Origin of the sequence: Streptomyces alanosinicus (genome assembly GCF_014650595.1) — a bacterium.
In the GTDB taxonomy this organism is placed as follows: Bacteria; Actinomycetota; Actinomycetes; order Streptomycetales; family Streptomycetaceae; genus Streptomyces; species Streptomyces alanosinicus.
In genome coordinates this window covers 114649-136194 of the sequence record NZ_BMVG01000018.1, presented here as the reverse complement: position 1 = coordinate 136194, position 21546 = coordinate 114649, and the positions used below count along the sequence as shown (strand labels likewise).

14 protein-coding genes and 5 pseudogenes are annotated in these 21546 nt (G+C 68.5%); 11 read left to right on the top strand and 8 right to left on the bottom strand.

Annotated elements, in window-relative coordinates; all coding sequences use genetic code 11:
- The first annotated feature begins 64 nt into the window (after positions 1–64).
- The gene (locus IE277_RS29580; protein ID WP_189956753.1) at positions 65–970 is read left to right on the top strand and encodes a hypothetical protein; all 906 of its coding nucleotides are present in this window, start codon (positions 65–67) and stop codon (positions 968–970) included.
- A 239-nt stretch (positions 971–1209) separates the two neighbouring features.
- Here IE277_RS29580 and IE277_RS29575 read toward each other — a convergent pair whose 3' ends face one another.
- From IE277_RS29575 to IE277_RS29565, 3 genes are all read right to left on the bottom strand, one after another.
- On the bottom strand, positions 1210–3765 hold the full coding sequence (locus IE277_RS29575; RefSeq protein ID WP_189956752.1) for a DEAD/DEAH box helicase: 2556 nt from the start codon (positions 3763–3765) through the stop codon (positions 1210–1212).
- A gap of 55 nt (positions 3766–3820) precedes the next feature.
- A complete protein-coding gene (locus tag IE277_RS29570) occupies positions 3821–4237 on the bottom strand; it encodes a hypothetical protein (RefSeq protein WP_189956751.1) in 417 nt (138 codons plus the stop codon).
- A 776-nt stretch (positions 4238–5013) separates the two neighbouring features.
- Positions 5014–5598, bottom strand: coding sequence for a putative phosphothreonine lyase domain-containing protein (locus IE277_RS29565; RefSeq protein ID WP_189956750.1), 585 nt, complete (start codon positions 5596–5598; stop codon positions 5014–5016).
- Between the two features lie 166 nt (positions 5599–5764).
- Here IE277_RS29565 and IE277_RS29560 point away from each other — a divergent pair.
- Positions 5765–8895: pseudogene (locus tag IE277_RS29560) on the top strand (Tn3 family transposase).
- Between the two features lie 209 nt (positions 8896–9104).
- Here the strand turns inward: IE277_RS29560 and IE277_RS29555 are convergent.
- Positions 9105–9686: a TetR/AcrR family transcriptional regulator gene (locus tag IE277_RS29555; protein WP_189956749.1), complete on the bottom strand. Its 582-nt coding sequence runs from the start codon at positions 9684–9686 to the stop codon at positions 9105–9107.
- Positions 9687–9891: 205 nt separating this feature from the next.
- On the opposite strand from IE277_RS29555, the gene IE277_RS29550 reads away from it, so the two are divergent.
- From IE277_RS29550 to IE277_RS29535, 5 genes and pseudogenes are all read left to right on the top strand, one after another.
- Positions 9892–10242, top strand: a complete 351-nt coding sequence (locus IE277_RS29550; protein ID WP_189956748.1) for an antibiotic biosynthesis monooxygenase family protein — start codon at positions 9892–9894, stop codon at positions 10240–10242.
- 68 nt (positions 10243–10310) lie between these two features.
- A complete protein-coding gene (locus IE277_RS29545; protein ID WP_189956747.1) occupies positions 10311–10697 on the top strand; it encodes a VOC family protein in 387 nt (128 codons plus the stop codon).
- A 290-nt stretch (positions 10698–10987) separates the two neighbouring features.
- Positions 10988–11416: a DUF4267 domain-containing protein gene (locus IE277_RS29540; protein WP_189956746.1), complete on the top strand. Its 429-nt coding sequence runs from the start codon at positions 10988–10990 to the stop codon at positions 11414–11416.
- 301 nt (positions 11417–11717) lie between these two features.
- A pseudogene (locus tag IE277_RS50140) lies at positions 11718–11843 on the top strand (zinc finger domain-containing protein); the annotation flags it as partial.
- A gap of 133 nt (positions 11844–11976) precedes the next feature.
- Complete coding sequence (locus IE277_RS29535) at positions 11977–12675, top strand: recombinase family protein (protein ID WP_444544847.1); 699 nt, start codon at positions 11977–11979, stop codon at positions 12673–12675.
- 545 nt (positions 12676–13220) lie between these two features.
- On the opposite strand, the gene IE277_RS29530 is transcribed toward IE277_RS29535, so the two are convergent.
- Positions 13221–14444 (bottom strand): PP2C family protein-serine/threonine phosphatase, encoded by a 1224-nt coding sequence (locus IE277_RS29530; RefSeq protein ID WP_189956782.1) that lies wholly within the window; start codon positions 14442–14444, stop codon positions 13221–13223.
- A gap of 1165 nt (positions 14445–15609) precedes the next feature.
- Entirely contained in the window at positions 15610–15951 is a 342-nt protein-coding gene (locus IE277_RS29525) for an ArsR/SmtB family transcription factor (protein ID WP_229882045.1), read from the bottom strand.
- A 93-nt stretch (positions 15952–16044) separates the two neighbouring features.
- Here IE277_RS29525 and IE277_RS29520 point away from each other — a divergent pair.
- From IE277_RS29520 to IE277_RS29510, 3 genes and pseudogenes are all read left to right on the top strand, one after another.
- Positions 16045–16780: pseudogene (locus IE277_RS29520) on the top strand (3-oxoacyl-ACP reductase family protein).
- Positions 16781–16899: 119 nt separating this feature from the next.
- A complete protein-coding gene (locus IE277_RS47685) occupies positions 16900–17364 on the top strand; it encodes a helix-turn-helix transcriptional regulator (RefSeq protein ID WP_229882044.1) in 465 nt (154 codons plus the stop codon).
- 188 nt (positions 17365–17552) lie between these two features.
- Positions 17553–20228, top strand: a complete 2676-nt coding sequence (locus tag IE277_RS29510) for an amino acid permease (protein WP_229882043.1) — start codon at positions 17553–17555, stop codon at positions 20226–20228.
- Positions 20229–20442: 214 nt separating this feature from the next.
- On the opposite strand, the gene IE277_RS29505 is transcribed toward IE277_RS29510, so the two are convergent.
- Positions 20443–20733, bottom strand: a complete 291-nt coding sequence (locus IE277_RS29505) for a hypothetical protein (RefSeq protein ID WP_189956745.1) — start codon at positions 20731–20733, stop codon at positions 20443–20445.
- Here IE277_RS29505 and IE277_RS47680 point away from each other — a divergent pair.
- Positions 20671–20978: pseudogene (locus IE277_RS47680) on the top strand (DUF6879 family protein); the annotation flags it as partial. The gene IE277_RS29505 and the pseudogene IE277_RS47680 sit on opposite strands and share 63 nt — an antisense overlap.
- Here the strand turns inward: IE277_RS47680 and IE277_RS50135 are convergent.
- Positions 20971–21279: pseudogene (locus IE277_RS50135) on the bottom strand (helix-turn-helix domain-containing protein); the annotation flags it as partial. The pseudogenes IE277_RS47680 and IE277_RS50135 sit on opposite strands and share 8 nt — an antisense overlap.
- Positions 21280–21546: the final 267 nt, after the last annotated feature.

The window sequence follows — 21546 nt, the reverse complement described above, 5'->3', positions numbered from 1 at the left end:
GTGAACACGGCGTCCGCCGCCGCATTGCGTGCGGCGGCGGACGCCACCCTTTGGAAGGACGCGTATGAAGCTCTCACGGACGCTGGTCGTCACCGCGCTGGCCGTGACCATCGCGGGCTGTGGTGCCGCAGACAATCGGCCGGTGCTACCGCCGGCGGGCAAGACTGCTGCCATCACCCGTGTCGACCAGGTCGTGCGGCCCATTGATGCTTACCTTCCCACTGCAGAGCAGAGTCGGCTCGTGGAACGTGCTGCCTATGTGTCGAGCATCAAGTGCCTGAAGCGGTTCGGCATCTCACAGGCGCCCGGCCCGGACCCGGCAACGGGCGAGACCGGGCGGCGCGATGTGCGATCGCAGCTCTACGGCTACTTCGCCCCGGACCAGGCCGCGACCAAGGGATACGACGCCGTCGCCATACCCCAGTCCCGGGCACCGATGCCGGATTCGGTTCGGCGGGTCTACTACGGCCGGGACGGCGCCGGTGCCGCACTCACGGTCTTCCACGGCAAGGACGTGCCCAGAGGAGGTTGCCTGAAGGAAGGCCTCGACGCCGTCGGTGGATCGCTCCTGCTGGGAGCCGATACGTCGGCGATGCCGGGCGGCGGACCCAAGCAACCACTGAACGATCCGCGCGTTGTCGACGCCGACCACAAATGGAGCGCCTGTATGAAGGCGCACGGGTTCGTGTACGCGACCCCTGCGGACGCCTACATGGACCCGCTCTGGCGCGCTTCGGCGATGAGCACCCGCAGCTCCGTGACCCACAGCCGGGCAGAGGTCGCGACCGCCACGACCGACATGGCCTGCAAGCAGTCCACGAACTTCATGGGAATCACCGTCGCTGTCCAAAGTGGCTACGACAAGCAGTACATCACGGCCACGACAGCCGCACTGGCGAGCTTCAAAAGGCGGCTCGACAAGCAGATCGCCGTGGCCGAGAAGATCATTGCGGACAGCAAGCCAAAGTGAGCGCCACCACGTCCCGACGGGTGCCTGGTTCGCCGCCTGGGGCTGTCCCGTGGCCTCTGCCGAAGTGCTGGAAGGACGTGCTGACCGAGCGTTGGAAGGCCACGCAGCGGAAGGCGTATCGCCGGCCCGTCCGGCTGCCTCTGTCCCGGCACGGGAGATGCTCGACCTCGGCTGAACCGGACGCCAGCAGGGCCCGACGGAACCTTCCCTGCCCGGCCCCGCTCCCTGTCCGTACACCGCTACACCCACCGCATCCCGATCGCGGACAGCTGTTCCATCCGTTCCGGGGGCAGTGTCGCGGCTCTGCTGCGCTGGTTCCCGATCCAGGCGCCCAGCTTCAGCTCCCGCTCCTCCTGGCCCTCGTCGGCGGTGTCGACTGTGATCGTCTCGACGTGCTTGCGTGGTACGTGGAGGTGTCCTTCGCGTTGGTAGTACTGTCGGGCGGCCTCGTAGTTGATCGCCCATCGGTCGGTCTGGCTGCGGCGTGGTCTCGGTGTCTCGTCCTCCGTGGCGGGTTGGATGCCGAGGATGTGTTCGCACATCCATTGCTGGACGGTGGTGAGCTTGTCCCAGCCGAGCCGCACAGCCTTCACCCACCGAGCTAGATCCTCGCCCTGCCGCACAACGTCACCCGGCGCCCTAGGCAGCGCGCCGTCGGCGTCGAGGTGCTGCCTGACGAGGTGGAAGCAGCGTTGCCAGTCGATGGGCCATGCCGGGCACCAGGCGGGGTCGATATCATCCAGCTGCTCGCGCCGCTCCTCGGACAGCACCCCCACCGCCGACGGCCCGGGCAGCCCCTCCGCATGCCGCTGCTCGTCCACCACCGCTCGCCGGGCGGCCGCCCGCGCGTTCTTCAGAAACAGCCCTACGCGATACCCCCGGTAGGTGGCGTCGGTCGGTGCTGCGAGGTGCCCGTTCTCGGCAGCCCAGCCACGGACCGCGGCGAGTCCTTCGTCCCAGGCGATGTCGTAGCGCGACCAGACCATGCCCAACTGTTCCAGCTGCGCCACGCGGTCGGCGTCCATATCCCCCCGGGTGTAGAAGCGGCGCGCGTCGGCGATCCACTGCCCGAGCGGGAGCGCGGCGAGCGAGGCCGGCCACCCCTCGCCGCCCTCCACCTCCTGCTCCTGGTCGTCGCCGACGGCGGCGGGGACGCGGTACGTGAACGGCACTCGCAGATCGCCATGGAGCCGGTGGTAGATGGCGGCGGCCTCGACGCCGCGCCGCCAGTGCGCGTGTTCGGGGTTGAGGACGCGCAGGTTGATGAACGCGGCCAGCTGGGCGGGATCGCGCGGTGTGCTGAACTTCAGCAGCCGACGGGCCGGCACGGACACGCGGTCGCTTCGCTCGCCCGCGACTTCCTCGCCTTCGGCCCCCAAGCGGCTCTGGACGCCTCTGACACGGCTTCGCGCCTGTGGCTCGGCGAGTGCTTCCACGACGCGGGCGTCGTGGGCACGGAGGGCTTCCAGCAGCTTGGCCAGGCCGCCGAAAGCGCGGGAGGTGAGCATGTTGTCGGCGGTCTCGCCGGGGCCGAGCAGGACGGGTACGACGAGGGAGGCGATCTTGCCGTCGCCGGGCTGTACCCGCAGTGCGCGGCCAACGGCCTGGACGAGGTCGGGCATGGATCCGCGGACGTCCGCGAAGTACACGGAGTCGCATTCGCGGGTGTCGACCCCCTCGCCAAGCACGCGAACGGAGCCGAGGAACGTCTTCTCCACGATCGTGCCATCAGCAGCGATCCCCCTGGAGAACTCGTCCAGGACCCGGCGCCGGTGGAGCGGCTTGTGCTCGCCGCACAGCCAGTCGGCCCACACCGCGCGCGGGTACAGCCCAGGATCGGCCCCATGCAGCTGCTCGGCGACGTCTGTGAGGCCGGCCGCGAATGCCTCGGCCTCCTTCACCTGATGGTGGAAGACGAGCGTCCGGCGGAAGCCTTCCTCAGCCGAGGCCTTCACCAGTGCGGTCTGCAGGGCGGCGAGCCGGGCCCCGCGCACCTGATCTGTGCGGCCCTCCACGCCGAGGAGCTGTGCGGCCTGGAGCTGGGTGTCGGTGATGTCCAGGCACACCACCTGGTAGGGCGCGCAGATCCCCCGGTCGATGGCCTCGGACAGGGTGAGGGTGTGGCAGCGGGTCCCGAACGGCCCGTCCGGATCGTCCTCCATCGACGCCACCAGCTCGCCCGGCACGCCCGAAGTGCTCGGTGCGCCGCCCTGCTCCTGGTCCTCGTCGAGCTGCCATAGCCGGGGTGTGGCGGTCATGTACAGCCGCCGCAGGGCGGGGACGCGGGTGTTGTCGTGGACGACCGCCCACGGCTTGCCCAGCCGCCCCGACGTCCGGTGCGCCTCATCGACCACGATCAGGTCCCAGCCCGGAAGACCCGCGGTATGGGCGCGCTCGAGTGTGCCGAGCCCGAGTGAGGCGTAGGTGGCGAAGACGGTGATCTTGCCGAAGGGCCTCACCCAGGCGACGAGCTCGCCTACGTCTGTGGTGTTGGGGAAGCCGGCCTGGTCTCCGCGCAGGGACGAGACCCCGATCATCGGCCCGGTGCGGCCGCCCTGGCGCCAGGCGGTCTCGGTCTGGGCGAGGAGGTCCAGCGAGGGTACGAGCACCAGCACGCGGCCCGCGCGCAGCTCCTCAGCGCTTCGCACGGCGACGAGGGTCTTCCCGGATCCGGTTGCCATGACCACCTGTGTGCGCAGGCCGCGTTCGGGGACGGTGTCGTCGGTGGGCAGCTGTAGGGAGCGGAGGACGGCATCGACGGCTTCGCGTTGGTGGGGGCGTAGAGACGGTGTCACGGGCTGGTCCTTGGTCAGGGGGCCGGAGCGGAGGGGGCGGCGGGTGTTGGGCTCCTTACCGGTTGCCTTGGACGCTTCCCCGGCGGGGCCGGTTAGGTTCCCTGCCGATCTGTGCCGCGACCTGGTTGATCTCGGTCTCGCCGTAGGCGGTGCGTACGCCGGAGACGCTGTAGCCGGCACGGCGGGCGAGTTCTTCCAGGCCGTAAGGGCGGCTTCCGTGGAACTCACGTCCCCAGGCCAGGAGTCGCCGGATCTGGGCGTCGACGGCCTCTTTCTGTGCCTTCAGGTCGTCGAGTGCGAGCAGCAGCGGGTCCGTTTCAAGCTGGTCGCCTGCGGCTTCCAGGCTGAGAGCGTCGCTCTTGCGCTGCTGGTCCACCTGCTGGCAGGCGTCGTCGTAGCAGTCTTCCGGGGTGACGGTGCCAGGTTCGGGCATCGGGTTGCGCAGGGCGGCCAGTTCCTCAATCGGATGCATGTTTGCGATCATCGCAAAGTATTGCGTTGATCGCAAGTATAGTGTCCGACCGCGCTGCCGTGCAGGGGACACGCACAGGTCACCGCAGGGGAGAACCGTGCTACGGGTCCGAAGCCGTAAGGGTGACGGGGCAGACGCGTATTCCATCCTCGTTGACCTGGAGACCCGGCACATCGTCGGATACCGGGGATCGAGCACCTCGTGGTTCGACAAGGGGCACGTACCGGTGGAGGAACTGTTCCAGGACGTCGCGGGTCGCCGGCAGCGGACGGAAGGGGAGCGGCAGAGAAGGTGAAACGGCGGGTGGCGCACGAACAATTGATCCGCGAAGAGCAGCAGACGGCGGCTGTTCGGCGGGCAGCCCGCAAGGCAGGGATCAGCGTCCCCGCATGGCCGCTGTTGCGTGAGGGTCAGTAGGGCCGGAGCGGAAACCGAGGGCCCGAGCCGTGCCCCCGGCAGCCGATCACCGACGACGCGTGAATTCAATACGTCGGCCGCAGCCTTGTGCGGCCCTCCACCGTGACCTGGACGTGCTCTTGCGTGCTCCCCGAGCAAGGGAACAGTTCAGGTCGACAGCGAGGCCATCACGCTGACGGGCACGAAGGTCACCATGACGTTGACGCCGGACTGCGCGATGGTGCGCACGTTGAATCCGCCACGAGCGGGGGACAGGAAAGAGCCACCACGCCGTCGGGCCGACCGCTGGCCGCTGTGCCGCCCGAACCAGAACTGACGACACCGCTCTGCGCGGGGGAGCGCTGGTACTGGTCCATGGTTCAGGGCCTGCTGACATCCGAGGCCGCGCTGCGGACTACAGGGCAGGTGGCAAAGGGGGGGCTACGAGGCGGCTCGCTTCGGACGCTTGAAGACGTGCTTGTGGCCGGTGTCCGTCCGCGCGAGGTCGAGGCGCGTCCAGTGGTCTGGGCCGGGTTGCGTTCGATGAGCTTGATGGTGTTGACCGGACTGGTGTAGATGGCGGTGCCGTCTCCGTGTTCGCCCCTGCGGGTTGTCTGATCGGCTTTGTAGGCCAGGGCGTCACGGATGCCGAGTGAGCGCAGGACGTTCAACACGCGTTGGACATCCTCCCTGTCGCGGTGGCCGGCGGTGTCGATGATCACGGGGCGGCGTGTGGGATCGCCGTCGAAGTCGCTGCCCGGCGTGGCGACCTTGGCTCCTGGGCCGACCTGTCCGGCTTCCACCGCGGTCCTGATGAGATGCCGGGCGGCGTCGAGGGCACGGACCGGCAGGAACCACAGCCATTTGCTGGCGTTGGCGTACTCCTTGGCGGCGGCCGGGGCCAGGGAGTCGACCTCGGGGTCATGGCCCATTGCCATCGGTTGCTGGGTGGGCTCTATGTGCATGAACGAATGATATGTAGCAGTTGGTATATTCCATTGCTGGATATCCCGGTGTGGCCGTCAAAGATGTCGCCGCGGATCACGGCCCCGGGGAACAATGGAACAGCCGTTGGCGCTAAGGGACGGTCTTGTCGTCTAGCACAGTGATCTACGGGTCTGCTGGGGTTCGGTGAATGCTCGGCTGCATGGGTCGGCACGGGGATACGGTCCGGCCGGGCCGGTGGAATTTCTGACTGATGAGCAGGCTGAGGTGTACGGGAAGTTCGCCGAGGAGCCGAAAAGGCCCGAGCCGGAGCGGTTCTTCTATCTCGACGACGTCGACCGTGCGCTGATCGGCAAACGGCGCGGGGATCAGAACCGGCTCGGGTTCGCGCTCCAGATGTGCACGGTGCGCTACGTCGGGCTGTTCCTGGAGGACCCGCTCGCGCGTCAAGCAGTACAGCGAGCGGTTGAAGACGGCGTACGAGCACGCGTGGGAAATCCGCGACGTCTACGGGTACCACAGTACGAGGACCCGCAGCGGGGGCGGTTGTTCCGTACGTTCCTGCACGGTCGGGCGTGGACGAACGCCGAGGGGCCGGTGGCGCTGTTCAACCAGTCAGTGCACTGGCTGCGCCGGAACCGGGTGCTGCTGCCTGGGGTGAGCGTGTTGGCCCGGCAGGTCGCGGAGGTGCGCGGGATCGCCGAGCCGCGGCTGAACGCCACGGTGGCGAACGCGGCCCGCCGCGCGGACGCCGCGCTGCCCGGGGACCTGGTGGCCCTGCTGGAGGTGCGGGAGGGCAAGCGGCTCTCGGAGCTGGAGCGGATGCGTCCGCCGCCGACGCGGACCACTGGCAACGCGATGAAGGGGGCTCTGGAGCGGGTCGACGAGATCGCGGCCTTCCGCCTGGGGAAGGTGAAGGTCGAGCAGATCCCGCCGAACCGTCTGTCCGCGCCGGCCAAGAACGGGCTGGGCTCGAAGGCCCCGAATCTGGCCCGTACCCCGGAGCCGAAGCGTACGACGATGGTCACCGCGGTGGTCCGGTCGCTGGAGGCGGCGGCGATCGATGACGCCCTGGACCTGTTCGCGCTCCTGATGCAGGTCAAGCTGATCAGCTCGGCGAAGCGGGCCACGAACAATGACCGGCTGTCGACGCTGCCCCGTCCGGAGAAGGCATCGCGGGTGATGACGGCGGTCTGGCGGGTGCTCTCCGGGGAGCTGGGGCCGGTCGAGGAGCACGGCACCGATCTGGACGTGGCCGCGTTGTGGCGGGCGGTGGAAACGGTCGCTCCGCGCGAGCAGGTCAACGCCGCCGCGGCGACGGTGGAGGAGCTGGTCCCGCCCGGCGACGACGCGGCCGAGGCGGCGGTCCGCGCGCTGCTGGCCTCCCGGTACAACACGGTCCGTCCGTTCTTGACCCTGCTCGGAGAGTCGACAGCGCTGGGAGCGGCGTCGGGCGGGCGCCGGGTGCTGGCCGCCGTGCAGAAGCTGCCCGCGCGGTCGCGGCGCCGGGTGAAGGACAAGCCGCTGCTGCCGAGAGAGATCGACAGCAAGCAGGTGCCGCCGGCCTGGCGGCAGGCGGTGTTCAACAACGTGGACCTCCCAGCCGGGGCGGTGGACCGCGACGCGTACGTGGTGTGTGTGCTGGAACAGCTCTACCGCGCGCTTCAGCGCCGGGACGTGTTCGCGTCGCCGACGAACCGGTGGTCCGACCCGCGTGCCAGGCTGCTGGACGGCAAGGCGTGGGAGGCGGTGCGCGAGGACACCTTGGCGGGCCTGAGCCTGAACGAGCCGGTCGAGGAGCGCCTCAAGGGCCGGGTCAAGGCGCTGGATGCGGCCGGGCAGCTGATGGCGGAGCGGCTGGAGGAAGCCGGGCAGGACGCGAAGCTCAGCTTCGAGATCCAGCCCAACGGCCGGTTGAAACTGAACGCGGACCGGCTCGGCGCACTCGGCGAGAGCGCCTCATTGAAGTGGCTGCGCCAGACCACCGCGAAGATGCTCCCGAAGATCGACCTGCCGGACCTGCTGTTCGATGTCGACTCCTGGACTGGGTTCCTGAACGCCTTTGTGTACCTGGGCGACGGCCGGACGCGCATGGAGGACATCAAGACCTCGCTGGTCGCGCTGCTGGTGAGCGAGGCCTGCAACATCGGCTACACACCGGTCATCGACGCCGACGACGAGGCGCTCACCCGGGCCCGGCTGGTCCACGTCGATCAGTACTACCTGCGGGTGGACACCATCGCCGCGGCGAACGCGAAGCTGATCGAAGTTCAGGCGAAGGTGCCGATCGTGAAGTTCTGGGGCGAGGGGCTGCCTTGGCCTCGGTCGACGGGCTGCGGTTCGTGGTGCCGAAGCGGACCGTTCACGCCGGGCCGTCGCCGAAGTACCACCACTTCAAGCTCGGCATCACCTGGCTGAATGCCGTGAACGACCAGGTCGCGGGCATCGGGCAGATGGTCGTGCCGGGCACCCCGCGCGACTCCCTGCACATCCTGGACGCGTTGCTGAACCTGGACGCCGGAGTAAAGCCGGAGATGGTCGCCACCGACAACGCCTCGTATTCCGACATGGTGTTCGGGCTGTTCACGATACTGGGCCACAACTTCTCGACGCGCTTCAAGGACCTGGGCGACCAGCGGTTCTGGCGGGCGGAGATGCTCGGAGTGGAGACCGGCGAGTACGGGCCGCTGGAGGACCTGGCCCGCAACAAGGTGAACCTGACCAAGGTCACCACGCACTGGCCGGACATGCTGCGGGTCGCCGGCTCGCTGGTGACCGGGCAGGTCCGCACGTACGACCTGTTGCGGATGTTCGGCCGCGAGGGGCGGCCCACGCCCTGGGGGCAGGCGTTCGCCGAGTACGGGCGGATAGCCAAGACCCTGCACCTGCTGCGGGTCGTCGACCCGGTCGACGACACCTACCGTCGGCAGATGAACCGCCAGCTCACCGTCCAGGAGTCGCGGCACAAGCTCGCCCGCGACATCTGCCACGGCAAGCGCGGACAGATCATGCAGGCGTACAGGACGGGGCAGGAGTATCAGCTCGGGGCGCTCGGCCTGGTCCTGAATGCCGCCGTGCCATGGAAGACCCGCTACCTCGACGCCGCCGTCGACCACCTACAGGGCTTGCCGCCCGAGGAGCGGGAGCATGACGTCCTGGCCGAGGACGTGGCCCGGGTCTCCCCACTGAAGCACGCCAACCTCAACTGCCTGGGCCGCTACAGCTTCGCCGCCCGCCTGCCACGCGAGGGCCTGCGCCCACTGCGTGACCCGGCGACCGTCCACCTCGACGAGGATGACGAGAGCACCGGCGAATGACGCGGCATGAGGGCGCGTATCGGGTCGTGATCAATGATCATCGCAGCTTCCGGGCGGGTGACCGTCGGGGGTACGGGGTCGGCGATCTGCGGCTGCGCCGTGTGGGCTGTGTGCCCGCCGGCCTTTGATGCTCGGTGACGAGTCGGCTGCCGCCGGGAGGGAACACGCCGTGACCGAGGTCGCGGTGGTTGGTGCCCTCGACGCGTTGTTCAGGGCGTGGGCGCGGTGAGATACCGCTGGACCGTGGGTCCGAGCCAGTCCACGATCTCCTCGCGTCCGAGCGCCATGCTCGCCGGGAACCGCAGCACGTAGCGCGTCAGCGCGAGCCCCAGTACGGTCGAGGCGCACAATGCCGCCCGCGCCGGCGCCTGGTCCGGCTCGGGGCCCAGCCGGCGGGCCAGCGGGATCAACTGCTCGCGCAGCACGCTCTGCATGCGCTCGGCGGCGGCCGGGTCGGTGGCGCCGACCCGCATCAGCGCGGTGAGCTCCTCGTTTTCCTCCCACAGGGTGAGGAAGTGGCGCACCAGGGTGCGGCCGATCTCCTCGCGCGGTTCGAAGGGCAGGCCGGGCAGGTTGGGGTCGATCGCGACGGCCTCCGCGAACAGGCCCGCCTTGTTGCCGTAGTAGCGCATCACCATCGACGGATCGATCTTGGCGTCGCGCGCGATGGCCCGAATGGTCGCCTTCTCGTAGCCGTCCGCCGCGAACCGCTCGCGGGCCGCGGCGAGGATCGTGGCGCGGGTGGCGTCGGAACGCCGTGCGGCCTGCTGGTTCTCCGTGGTGCCGGTCATGCCGACAAACATAGGCCAACACGAGTTGACCAACAAGCGTTGACAGTCCAGAGCCGTGGCCCTAAGTTTGCCAACACAAGTTGGCCAACAAGCGTTGGCAGGATCGCGGTCGTTGGAGGCCGGCACCAGCGATGGCCCCTGAGTACCCGCTAGACCCCCTCGTGCCACAGGTAACACCCCCCGTTAGTGAGAGGACGTACCGAAAATGGCCAAGCTGCAGAGTCTCGACCCGAACACCCCGATGTTCGCGCAGTTCAAGGAGAAGACCGGGCCCATCGTCCTGGCCAACACCTTCGTCGTCCCGAAGGAGAGGACGGAAGCGTTCCTGGCCCTCTTTCAGAGGCAGGCCGAGTTCATGAAGGCTCAGCCGGGATTCGTCTCCCTGCAGATGCACAAGGGAACGGCGGGCAGTCAGCTTCTGATGAACGTCGCGGTCTGGGAGTCGACCGAGGCGCTCGCCACGGCGTTCGGCCGCCCGGAGTTCCAGCGCATGGTGGCCGAGTCCCCCGACGACATCGTGACGTACCCGCACATCTTCCAGCAGATCGACGTGTGACACGGCAACCGCAGCCGGGGGAGGGCAGCATCCCACCTCGCGCAGCCCGTCCCTGAACAGGAGTCACTATGACCGTGGAACTGAACCACACCATCGTCCCCGCCCGTGACCCGCAAGCCTCGGCGCAGTTCCTGGCCGACATCCTCGGCCTCAGCGTCGACCCGCCGCTGGCGCACTTCACGCCGGTCACGCTGGCCAACCAAGTCAGCCTGGACTACGACCAGCTGGACGACTTCGAGCCACACCACTACGCATTCATGGTCAGCGAGGAGGAGTTCGACGCCGCCCTCGCCCGCATACAGGACGGTGGAATCGCCCACTACGCCGATCCCGCATGCCAAGAGAATGGGCAGATCTACCGCAGCGAGCGCACCGAAGGCCGCAGGGGTACCTACTTCCGCGACCCCGACGGACATCTCATGGAAATCCTCACCCCGGGCGGCGCCGGGTCGTGAGGCCGGTGGCGGCCCAACGGATCACGCCCTCGCTGGTGACAGCGGGATTGCGTTCGCAGCCGCGGGGATGCGGCGATGCCGGTCAGCCACGGCAGTGTCCGTTCCCCCCGTCTGCAGGGCAGCACTGCGAAGCACTTCTGGTCTGCGGGTCTACGGATGCCCCCGAGTAAGGCGGTCTGGTCCGCCCCGCCCGCACCGGTCCGCGTCATCCGGCACGTCACCGGCCAACCCAGCTACGCCCGCCGCCGAACCCTGCTCCACTCCAACGTGAACATCGAAGGAGAAGCACCATGTCGCTGAAGAACGTCAACACCGGGCTGGTCACCGTCGTCACCCTGTTCGTCCTCTACCTCGGGCTGTCCTTCATCCTGGCCCCTGAGGCGTCCGCTCAGGGCGTGGGCCTGCCGAATTGGCCCGCCGGAAACGGCGACGGCTTCCTCATCATGAAGGGCACCCGCGAATTCTCGATGGGCCTGGCCATCGGCATCCTGCTGGTGACGGGTCACCGCCGCGCGCTGGGCTGGGTCCTGCTGATGGAGGCCGTCGCCCCGTTCGGCGACATGATCAACGTCTTGGCCCACCACGGCCCCCTCGCCGCCGCGTTCGGCATACACGGCCTGACCTCGGCGCTGATCGCGATCACCGGCTTGCTGACCCTCCACGAGACCCGCAAGGCACACAAGGCCCCCGCCCCAGCGCCCGCCGCGCAGCCCGCCTGACAGTTGCATGCCCGGAGGGGTGGCCCGGTCCCATGGCCGGACCACCCCTTATCTGTCAGCGACCGCCGGGAAAGACCATGCAGACGATCCTCTTCCAGTAAGCGACGGCCTGACGGCTGAGGCGGCCGGTCGAGCCGAACCGGCCCACTGTCCCGAATCTCATAAACGGTGCTTTGCCCGAGTCAGATCAAAGGCAGCGTCCGGGTGGTCGCGAACCGGCGGTTCGGTTCGCAGAACTCGTTCTCACTCAAAGGTGGGTTCGGGGTACGTCTGAGAATTGTCTGTGACAGCAACCGGTGCCATGTCGGTCCCTCAAGAAGCCTCCCCGAGCGACGCGGACGACGTCGAGCGCCACCCCTGCCCGCGCTGCCGGGCCGAACCCGGCTCGCCGTGCCGCTCGCGCTCCGGCGCGGTCACCGGCACCTACCACACCGGCCGCTTCACCAAGGTGCCCCGGCTCGCCAAGCTCCTGCGCGTGCCCACCCCCGCCGACCGCGGGCCCGGCCAGCCGTGGCGCCCCGGTTCCGCTCGCTCTCGCACCGGACACCCCGAGCGCCGACATCCGCATCGGGTACGCGCGGTGCTCGACGCTCACCCAGGAACTCCAGTCGCAGCTGGACGCCCTCGCCAAGCACGGCATCGAGCGCGACAAGGCGTTCTCCGAGAAGATCAGCACCCGTGTACGGGTCCGGCCCCAGTTCGAGGCCGCGCTCGCGCTCGCCCGCCAGATCAAGGCCCACGCCCCGCACTGCCGCGTCATCTTCACCATGTACGAGATGAAGCGCCTGGGCCGCGACGCTGCCGAACTCACTGCACTCGCCGACCACCTGACCGCGCGCGGCCTGGTGCTGGAGATGCTCGCCGGGCCGCTACCCGGGATGTACGACCCCAGCGGTCCGGGCCGCCTGCTGTTCGCGTTCTTCGTCGCGATGGCGGAGACCGAGCGGGAGAACATCCGGGAGTCGACACTCGAAGGACTCGACGCGGCGGCCCGCAAGGACAAGCACGGCGGCCGGCCGCCCGTTATCACCGACGACATGCTGCACACCGTGCTGCGCCGCCGGGCGATCCGCTCACGCCAGAGGAAGCCGACCTCCGGCAGCGTCTCCAGGACCAGGTCCTCAACCCCATGGAGACCGAGTAGCCAGCGAGATCAATCCCTTAGCGCCAACCGCTGTTCCATTGTTTCCCGGGTCCGGATCCGGTACTGGGGCTCGACCGGCGGAGCAGGGTTTCATGGACTGCCTGGCGGTACCTAGAGCGGCTCACCCGCCACAACTGGGGCGGGTGAGCCGGGGATGAAGAGTTCCGGCACGGCCTGCGTGGCCCGCTGGGACCGGATCACTCCCTCCCTGGCCGCCTCCCTCCCGCCTGGCCGCGGCATGTCCCGTACCCGAGGCGGCCGGCAGGACACTGGCCAACGCGGCGATGTCGATGCCTCACCGGCGCCGTCGGCCTGTCAGGGCCACGCCACGGGGTCTTACGGGCAGTTGAGTTTCAGCTTTCTCCTGCAGCTCCATGGCACATGGCTATCGGGTGGCGTATCGCTTGGCAGGGCGAACCCGGTGTGGAAGCTGCCAGTCCCACCGGTTCAGTTCACCACCGCTGCCCCATGGCGGATGGCTGGAGGAGCGAATAGGGGCAGGCCACCATGGACCATCCTGCATGCACGCAGACGTCCGGGGCTGAGTGATCCTCTGGCGACGCGACGCGGCGTGTGTGTGTTGGAGGGGAGCATAGGCGGGGCGGGTGGCCGTGGTCCGTGTGGGCGGCGCTGTCCAGTTCGCGGCTGGTGTCGAGGCGTTCAGTCGAGAACGGCGAGGTGGTCTGCGGCGCTCCCGTGCCACTCGATCATGAAAAGGGTGGCATCGTCGCTGGTGCGACCACCTCGTTCCCGCTTCAAGGTGTGGGAGAGTCGGCGCAGATCGGCGCGTGTCCCCTCTGAGGGTTGCTCTCCCAGGTTGTTGACGCAGCGGATGAGGCGTTCTTCTCCGAACGGTTCCCCTCCGTCGACGTGTTCCTCGATGATGCCGTCGGTGTAGCACACTACCCGGTCGCCCCGCTGGAGCATGTGCTGTCTGATCCTGGGCGCCTCGCCGCCGAAGCCGACGGGCAGCGTTGTTGCGCTCTCCAGCTGCTGCACGACCCGGCCGTCGCGGATCAGCAGCGGCGCGGGGTGGCCCGCGTTGACCAGCTCCAACTCACCGGTGCCGATGTTGATGTGCATCAGCTGCGCCGTGACGAAGTGGTCGGGTCCGAACTGCCGGGAGATGGCATCGTCCATGAACGCGTACTTCTCGGCCAGGCTGACGAACACGCGCCGAGCATGCCGGTAGGCGCCGATGGCCACGGTCGCCATCACTGCAGCGTCCAGGCCGTGCCCCATCGCGTCGATCACGGCGACGTGCAGGATGTTGTCGTTGAGGGCGTAATCCAAGCTGTCGCCGGCGACGCGGTAGGCGGGTTCCAGGATGCCGGCCACCGAGACCTGCGGAATGGACATCGTCAGTGGCGGCAGCAGGCTCCACTGGATCTCCGCGGACACGCTCATCGGCTCCCGGCGCCGGGCCAGGAAGAATTGGTCGGTGTAGGCGTTCTTGGTGACCAGCATGTCGGCCACCAGGCCGGCCAGCCTGCCCAAAAGGCGCCGGTCGTCATCGCCTACTGCATCCAACGTGAGGGCCATCACCCCCACCTGGTCGCTTCCGTCCAGCAGCGGCAAGTACATCCGGACACCGTGGGCCTGCGGCACCTCGACGATCTGCGCACGCAGGAAGGCCCGGCCTGCGGGGGAGCCGTCCACCGGCTCGGGCTCGCTGACGTGCAATTGCCTGCCCGGCAGCGGCACCAGGAGCTCTTGCGCGTAGTCCTGGAGCAGGATGGAAACGTCACGACCACCGATCCTGGCCACCTCCTCCGCGATCAGCGGGGCGATCAGTTGTGGCGGCATCAGTCGCGCCCTGTCCAGCAGCAGGCCCAGCAGCCGCTCGCCGAATCCCTCCGACCGGTCCACGCTGTCCTCACTCATGGCCCGGTTCGCCACATCCTTTCTGTCACCATTCCGATCACCGCCTCTATACAAGGTGGCCTGGCCAGCACACCCGAACAGCTCATTACGCCAAAGCGCGGCATGTCGGCCCTGGACTGCGGTCACGACTTCGTCACCATGGCCTTCTCCGGTTGTCCGGGCACGGTTGTCGGCTGCGGCTGAAAAGCGCACCAGTAGCTGACGCTGGGGTTCCGCAGGCGCTCGACGAGCTTGTTGTACCGGGCGGTGGTGATGTCCGAGGAGTGTCCTGGGCGGGCCGCGGACAGCCACAGCAGTCGGCCCTTGTCGTCGGTGAGCGCGAGGAAGAGCAGGCCATGGGCCTTGTTTCCCGCTGTAGTTGAGGCGGATGTCCGTCCTGGTGCGGCGCCGGGCGTGGATGAGGGGGACGTCGATCAGGACGACATGGTCGCCCTTTCGGATGACTTTCCGCAGCGCCCGGTCCAGGCGTGGGGCCCGCACGGCGAGCAGTTCGATCACCTCCACCACCCAGCGGCGCACCGTGGTCGCGGAGCTGCGGTTGCCGCCCGCCATGTCGGCGAGCAGCTGGTCATGACGGAGAACGGCGAGGACGATCGTGGCGATCCTCCCGGACGATAGCTTGCGCCACCGCAAGCGGATCTTCTTGAGACGGCCTCGCAGCAGGTCGCTCAGGAAGGTCACCGTGGCCGTGATCAGCTCACGAAGGGCTTAGGGCCTGTCCGGCGGATCCTGTCGCGGACGCGGGGGCTGGCACGCCTATCTGCGGCGTTGTCGTCACTCGCCGACTCCCCCACGCTCGACTTCGCTCGCGCGGGGGACCCCCACCGCGGGGGCACCCCCATCGCGTCGACTCATTCCTCCGCCGTGCAGCTGGACGCACCAGCCCCCGCTCACCTGCGCCGATGAGGCACCGTCACTTTCCCGCGACCTGATCCGCCGGACAGGCCCTAGTCCCGCATCCCTGGCCACCTGACGCACCTCCGGCCGGACGGACAGACGCCTCGCTCACGCCGGGGATCCCGTGGATCCGCGATCACTGAAACGGTAGGCGATCTCGCGTTCCGACAACCGTCCACGACCAGCACGAGAGCACGACCACCAACTCGTAGCAGCCTCGTGACCGGCGACTTCAAGGGGGTGATCTTCCTTGGGTATCGCCTCTCGCTCAGCGGGCACCCAGAAGCTCTGGCGCCGTATTGAGTACCGAGTCGAGCAGACCGGGGAAGCAAGAGTCCAGTTCGGCCCGTCGCAGGCTGAACATCCGGCGGGAGCCGTCCACTCGGACCCGGATCACACCCGCCTCGCGCAGTACGCGCTGATGATGGGAGAACGTGGACCGGCTGATGTCCAGCCCGGCGGCCTGCTGGAGCCCGGTGCAGGGAGATTCCCCCTGCTCCGCCGGCGCGCGTACGGCCAGCAGCCGGGCCGGATCGGCCAGTGCCGCAAGGACTTTGTCCAGCCGCAGATCGGCCGGTTCCGGATGTGCCATCTCGATTGCCGTACTCACACGGCTGGGCCTAGCCGCCCCCCTTGGGGGATGTCGATGCCCGTCGCCGTCGGAGTGTTCGATGTCTATCGACATATACAGAGGCGGTTGCATATGAGTACCGGCAAAGTGGCCCTGGTCACCGGCGGTTCCCGCGGCATGGGCGCGGCCATCGCCCGGCGCCTGGCGGAGGACGGCCTGCGGGTGGCCCTCACCCATGCCGAGTCGCCGCACCGCGCGGACGAGGTGGTCGGGGAAATCGAACGCGCCGGAGGTCAGGCATGCGGCCTGCGGGCCGACGCGGCGGACCCAGATGCGGTCACGGCCGCGGTCGAGCGCACCGTCGCGGCGGATGGGGGGCCTGGACGTCCTGGTCAGCAACGCAGGTGTGGCCGCGGTCGGCGCCCTGGACGAGCTGGCGCCCGAGCAGATCGACCGGATGATCGACGTGAACGTACGCGGCGTCGTCCATGCTGTACGCGCAGCCCTGCCCCACCTTGGCGACGGCGGCCGGATCATCACCATCGGCAGCGTCAACGCCGAGCGCATCCCCTTCGCCGGGGGTGCAGCTTATGGCATGACCAAGGCGGCCATCGCCGGGTTGGTGCGCGGCCTGGCCCGGGACCTGGGCCCCCGAGGTATCACCGTGAACAACATCCAGCCCGGCCCCACCGCCAACGACCGAATGGCGGAGGACGGGCCGCCGGCCGAGGCCATGCTCAAGTGGCTGGCCCTGCCGCGTATCGGCAGCCCGCTGGAGATCGCCGCCCTGGTCTCGTATCTCGCGGGGCCGGAGGCGGCCTTTATCACCGGGGCCAGCCTCACGATCGACGGTGGCTTCACCGCGTAACGGCCGGACCAGTGTGGATGGTTGTGCGGCCGTCGTGCGATGACGCGTGAGCACAGGGAGTGGCGGTGCGTTCAATGGCCGTCCGGTGAGGGCCGTCTGGCTGGCTGGGGGGCGAGCATGTGCGTACTCGGGCTTCTCGACGGGGACCGGCCTGCGTCGAGACGCTCACCGACGCGGTTGCCCTGCTGGAGTCGACGACCGCCTGGCTGGACCTCGCTCACGCCCTCACCGATCTGGGCGCGGTCCTGCCCCAAAGCGGACACACCGAGCAGTCCGGGACCAGACTCCGCCAGGCCCTGGACCTGGCCGAGGCTCAAGGCTCTACTGCGGCGACCGAACCCGCGCACGCCGTACTGCTCGCCGCGGGCGCCCGCCCGCGGCGCCGACGGCAGACAGATGTGACCGCTCTGACGCGCCAGGAGAGCCGTATCGTCATGCTCGCCCCCGGGAGACTGACCAACGACGAGATCGCCTCGGAACTGTTCGTCGCCCGGCGAACCATGGAGTTCCACCTCACCCAGGCCTTCCGGAAACTCGGCATCTATGGCCGGCACGACCTTGCCCGGGCACTTCCCCGCGCTTGACAGCGGTGACGAACGACGCCCAGGTGCCCGCCTTGCGGACGAGGGCCGGTCCGGCGTGCTCGTAACGGAAGGCGCTCAGCGGCCGCACGAAAGCCATTACGGCGACCTGACCCGGTGAACGGGTAGGTTCTTCCGTACACGGCGCGGCCTTCTGGCCCAGATCGGGCAGGTGATCGCAAGATCGGGTCATGGGATTGCCCGAGCGGGATGAGAAGTCGGCGTCCGGTGCGAAGCCGTTCCCTGGCCGTCCCTCGTCCGACGCACCGGTCATGCCGGTCGCCGGTGCGGGAGGCAAAGGTCTCAGGGCAGGCGCTCTGGGGCTCTTCTCCTCCGTGGCCATCGGCATGGCCTCCACTGCCCCGGCCTACAGCCTGGCGGCCACGCTCGGCCTCATCGTGGCGGCCGTCGGCCGTCAGACGCCGGTCATCACGATGCTCGCCTTCATCCCGATGCTGTTGATCGCGTATGCCTACCGGGAGCTCAACGCGAGCAACGCCGACTGCGGGACGACGTTCTCCTGGGCGACGCGTGCCTTCGGCCCGCGCGTCGGCTGGATGGGCGGCTGGGGCATCATCGTCGCCGACATCATCGTCATGGCCAACCTCGCCGAGATCGCCGGCATCTACAGCTTCCGCCTCCTGGGCTACGACGCACTCGCGGAGCACCAAGTATGGCCCACCCTCGTGGGGGTCATGTGGATCGGGGTGATGACCGCGATCTGCTACGTCGGCATCGAGATCTCGGCTGCCATCCAGTGCGGGCTCCTCCTCATCGAGGTCTCCGTCCTGCTGCTGTTCGCCGCCACCGCCCTGATCAAGGCCTATACCAGCGGTCCGCAGACGGCGATCCACGTCTCCGCCTCCTGGTTCAATCCGTTCGACGTGCCCTCGACCAAGGCGCTGACCGCGGGCATCCTCGCCGCTGTCTTCATCTACTGGGGCTGGGACACCGCCGTCACGGTCAACGAGGAGACCGCCGAGAGCACGCGCATCCCCGGACGCGCCGCGGTCATCTCAACCATGCTGCTCCTGATCACCTACGCCCTGGTAGCGACCTCGGTGCAGGCATTCGCCGGAGTCGGCAACTCCGGGATCGGGCTCGGCAACGGGAACAACTCGGACGACGTGCTCTCGGGACTCGGCTCTGCCGTCTTCGGCAGTCACGGCCCGGGGATCTTCCTCGCCAAGCTGCTGATTTTCATGGTGCTGACCTCCTCGGCGGCCTCCACGCAGACCACCATCCTGCCCCTGGCCCGGACGGTCTTCTCGATGGCCGCGCACAAGGCCCTTCCCTCCCGCTTCGCCCGCGTTCACCGCAGATTCCTCACCCCGACCTGGTCGACCGTCGGCGTGGGCCTGGCTTCGATCGCCTTCCTGGTCCTGCTGACGGTGATCAGCCACGACTTTCTGGCCGACTCCATCGGGTCGATCGGCATCGCAATCGCCTTCTACTACGGGCTCACCGGCTTCGCCTGCGTCTGGTACTACCGGCGCGTGCTCACCCGCAGCCGCAGGGACCTCCTGTTCAAGGGCCTGCTGCCGGGCCTGGGCGGGTTGATGATGCTCTGCCTCTTCTGCTATGCCGCATTCGATGTCTACGCCGATCCCGACTACGGCAAGACGTCCATCGACCTTCCGGTCATTGGACGGACGGGCGGAGTGACGGTCGTGGGCATCGGTGCCCTGCTGATCGGCGTCGTGCTGATGCTGGTCGTCACCCATGAGCACACCACGGCACTCAGGCTCCAGCGGAGCCTGCTCCCTGACGGGCTGCCGCCGCAGACCGCCGTTGAGCTGGCGAGCCGTTACGTTCCGGCCGACAGCAGGACCGGGGTGGGCGGCGACTGGTTCGACGCGATCCCGCTTTCGGGCACGCGCGTCGGTCTGGCCGTCGGCGAGGTGACAGGCCACGGCCTGCGCGCCGCCGCTGCCATGGGGCGCCTACGCACGGTTGTACGCGTCCTCGCCCGCCTCGATCTCGCCCCGGACGAACTCCTCTTGCGCCTGGACGACATGGTCCGACAAGCCGCCCGAGAGGAAGTACCCAAGCACGGCGCCTCAGGCGCGGCCGGAAAAAGGCCCACGGATGAAGCAGACCTCGGTGTCTCGTGCCTGTTCGCGGTGTACGACCCTGTGTCCGGCAGGTGCACCATGGCGCGCGCCGGAAACCCGACGGCAGCAGTCCTCCCACCGGACAGCGACATCGTGACGTATCCGGAACTACCGGCAGGCCCACCGCTGGGCGTTGGCGGCCTGCCGTACGAGAGCACGGAACTCCAGCTCCCGCCAGGCAGCATCGTCGCGCTCTTCACCGATGGACTCGTCCAGACCGCAGACGGCCCCGACAAAGCACTCGGGTTGCTCGCCGAGACCCTCACCCGGTACCGCCATGCGCTGGAGGAGTTCTGTGACCGTGCGGTCGCGGCGCTCCTGCCGGGTCCGGCGAACGACGACGCGACCCTGCTGCTCGTGCGCACCCGGGTACTTGCCGAGGATCAGGTGACCGTGTGGGAGCTGCCTCCCGATCCCGCGATGGTCGCCGATGCACGCAACACGACGACGGAGCAACTCGGCGCATGGGGCCTGGACGATCTGGCGTTCACGACCGAACTCATCGTCAGCGAGTTGGTCACCAATGCCATCCGCTACGCCACCGGACCGGTCCACGTCCGGCTCATCCGCGACCGGACTCTCATCTGCGAGGTGTCCGACACCGGGCACACGTCACCCCATCTGCGGCACGCCGAGACGGACGACGAGGACGGCCGCGGCCTGTTCATCATCGCCCAGATGGCTCAGCGATGGGGCACCCGCTACACGGCCACCGGCAAGACCATCTGGGTAGAACAGTCCCTGCCACCCTGAGACGCGATCCGGCCCGCAAGGTGGCAGAGGGCTATGCGGGACCCGGTCACCGGTTCGTGGCCTGGGGCGCCCGAGCCCAGTACCCGCCGGCATCCGGTCCCCGCAATGCTTCATCGCGACGACCCCGACCGACTGATCATCCGCACAGCCGCGGACCGACCCGGCCCGCAACGTGACGGGTTACCGGCCACCGCCGTTCAGGCCCGGCGCTTCCTCATTCGTTCGAGAGCATGCCATCGCCCGCGGCAGGCAGTTGGTCAAGCGGTGCGGTCTCCAGGTTTGCCGTGGTCGATTGCGGCTCTCTGTCCTGCACGCTCGGCGTGGAGTCGTCGTCGCCCGCGTGATGCTTGTTGTAGACCTCCCCTTCCTTGGCCCCGTCGGCGGGGAACGTGCCGATGAGCTGACTGAGCCCCCTCCGCCGCCCTTCGCCTGGACGCTCTCGATGGCCGACGCCTACGTGCTCGCCACGGAGCAGCTGGCTGCTGCCAAGCTGTCGGCTGTCCACCTTGAGATGCGGGGACGCGTACTACAGCAATCCTCGGTTCGAGGCGTGGCTGAGGGGCGAGTGTGTCGATTGGGACAACCGCGCTTCGTGGTGGCGCCCGTTCCACCAGGACATCGCGGACGCTGTCGCCCGCGGCGTCACCGTGCGCCGGGCTCGGGTCGTGTCCGAGCCGGTGACCGACCACATCCGTCGGGAGCACAATCAGACCCGCGCCAAACGTCGAGGCGGGCGAGCAGGTGCGCTGGTCCAGCGTTGGTCCCACCAGCCGTGTGCGGCCGGCCCCCGCGCCAGTTCCTTCTCCAGCTCGGCGAACTGTTCGTCGCACAGCTTGGGCAGTTTCGGCAGCCCCGCGGACGCGAGGGCGGCCGTTCCGCCCTCCCGTCAAGCGCGACGCCAGCGTTCCACCGACCGTTCACTGACCCGCAGATCCTTCGCGATCACCGCGGTTCTCTCGCCACGCGCGAACCGCTCGCCCGCCTCGTGCCGGATCCGCTCGCGAAACCGTCGTCGCTCCGCGGTCGGCCCGCCACCCTGCGCGTACCGCAAGAGCCGGATGAGCCGGATGAGCTGTGGGACTGCCTGGAGCCGCTGCTGCCGCGGAGCGAGCGGCGCTTCCGCTACTCGATCAACGGCGACGCAGGCCCCGACCCGACTCAAGGGCCGACTCAAGGTCCAGGCGCAGATTCCACAATTGGCCCATCCGGACACTCTCTGAATGGACTACATGTCAGGGCCACTGGCTGCATGGGCTAGACACCAATGCGGCTGAGACCACGAGCGACCTCTGGAGAGGATCCCGAGATCGACACTGGG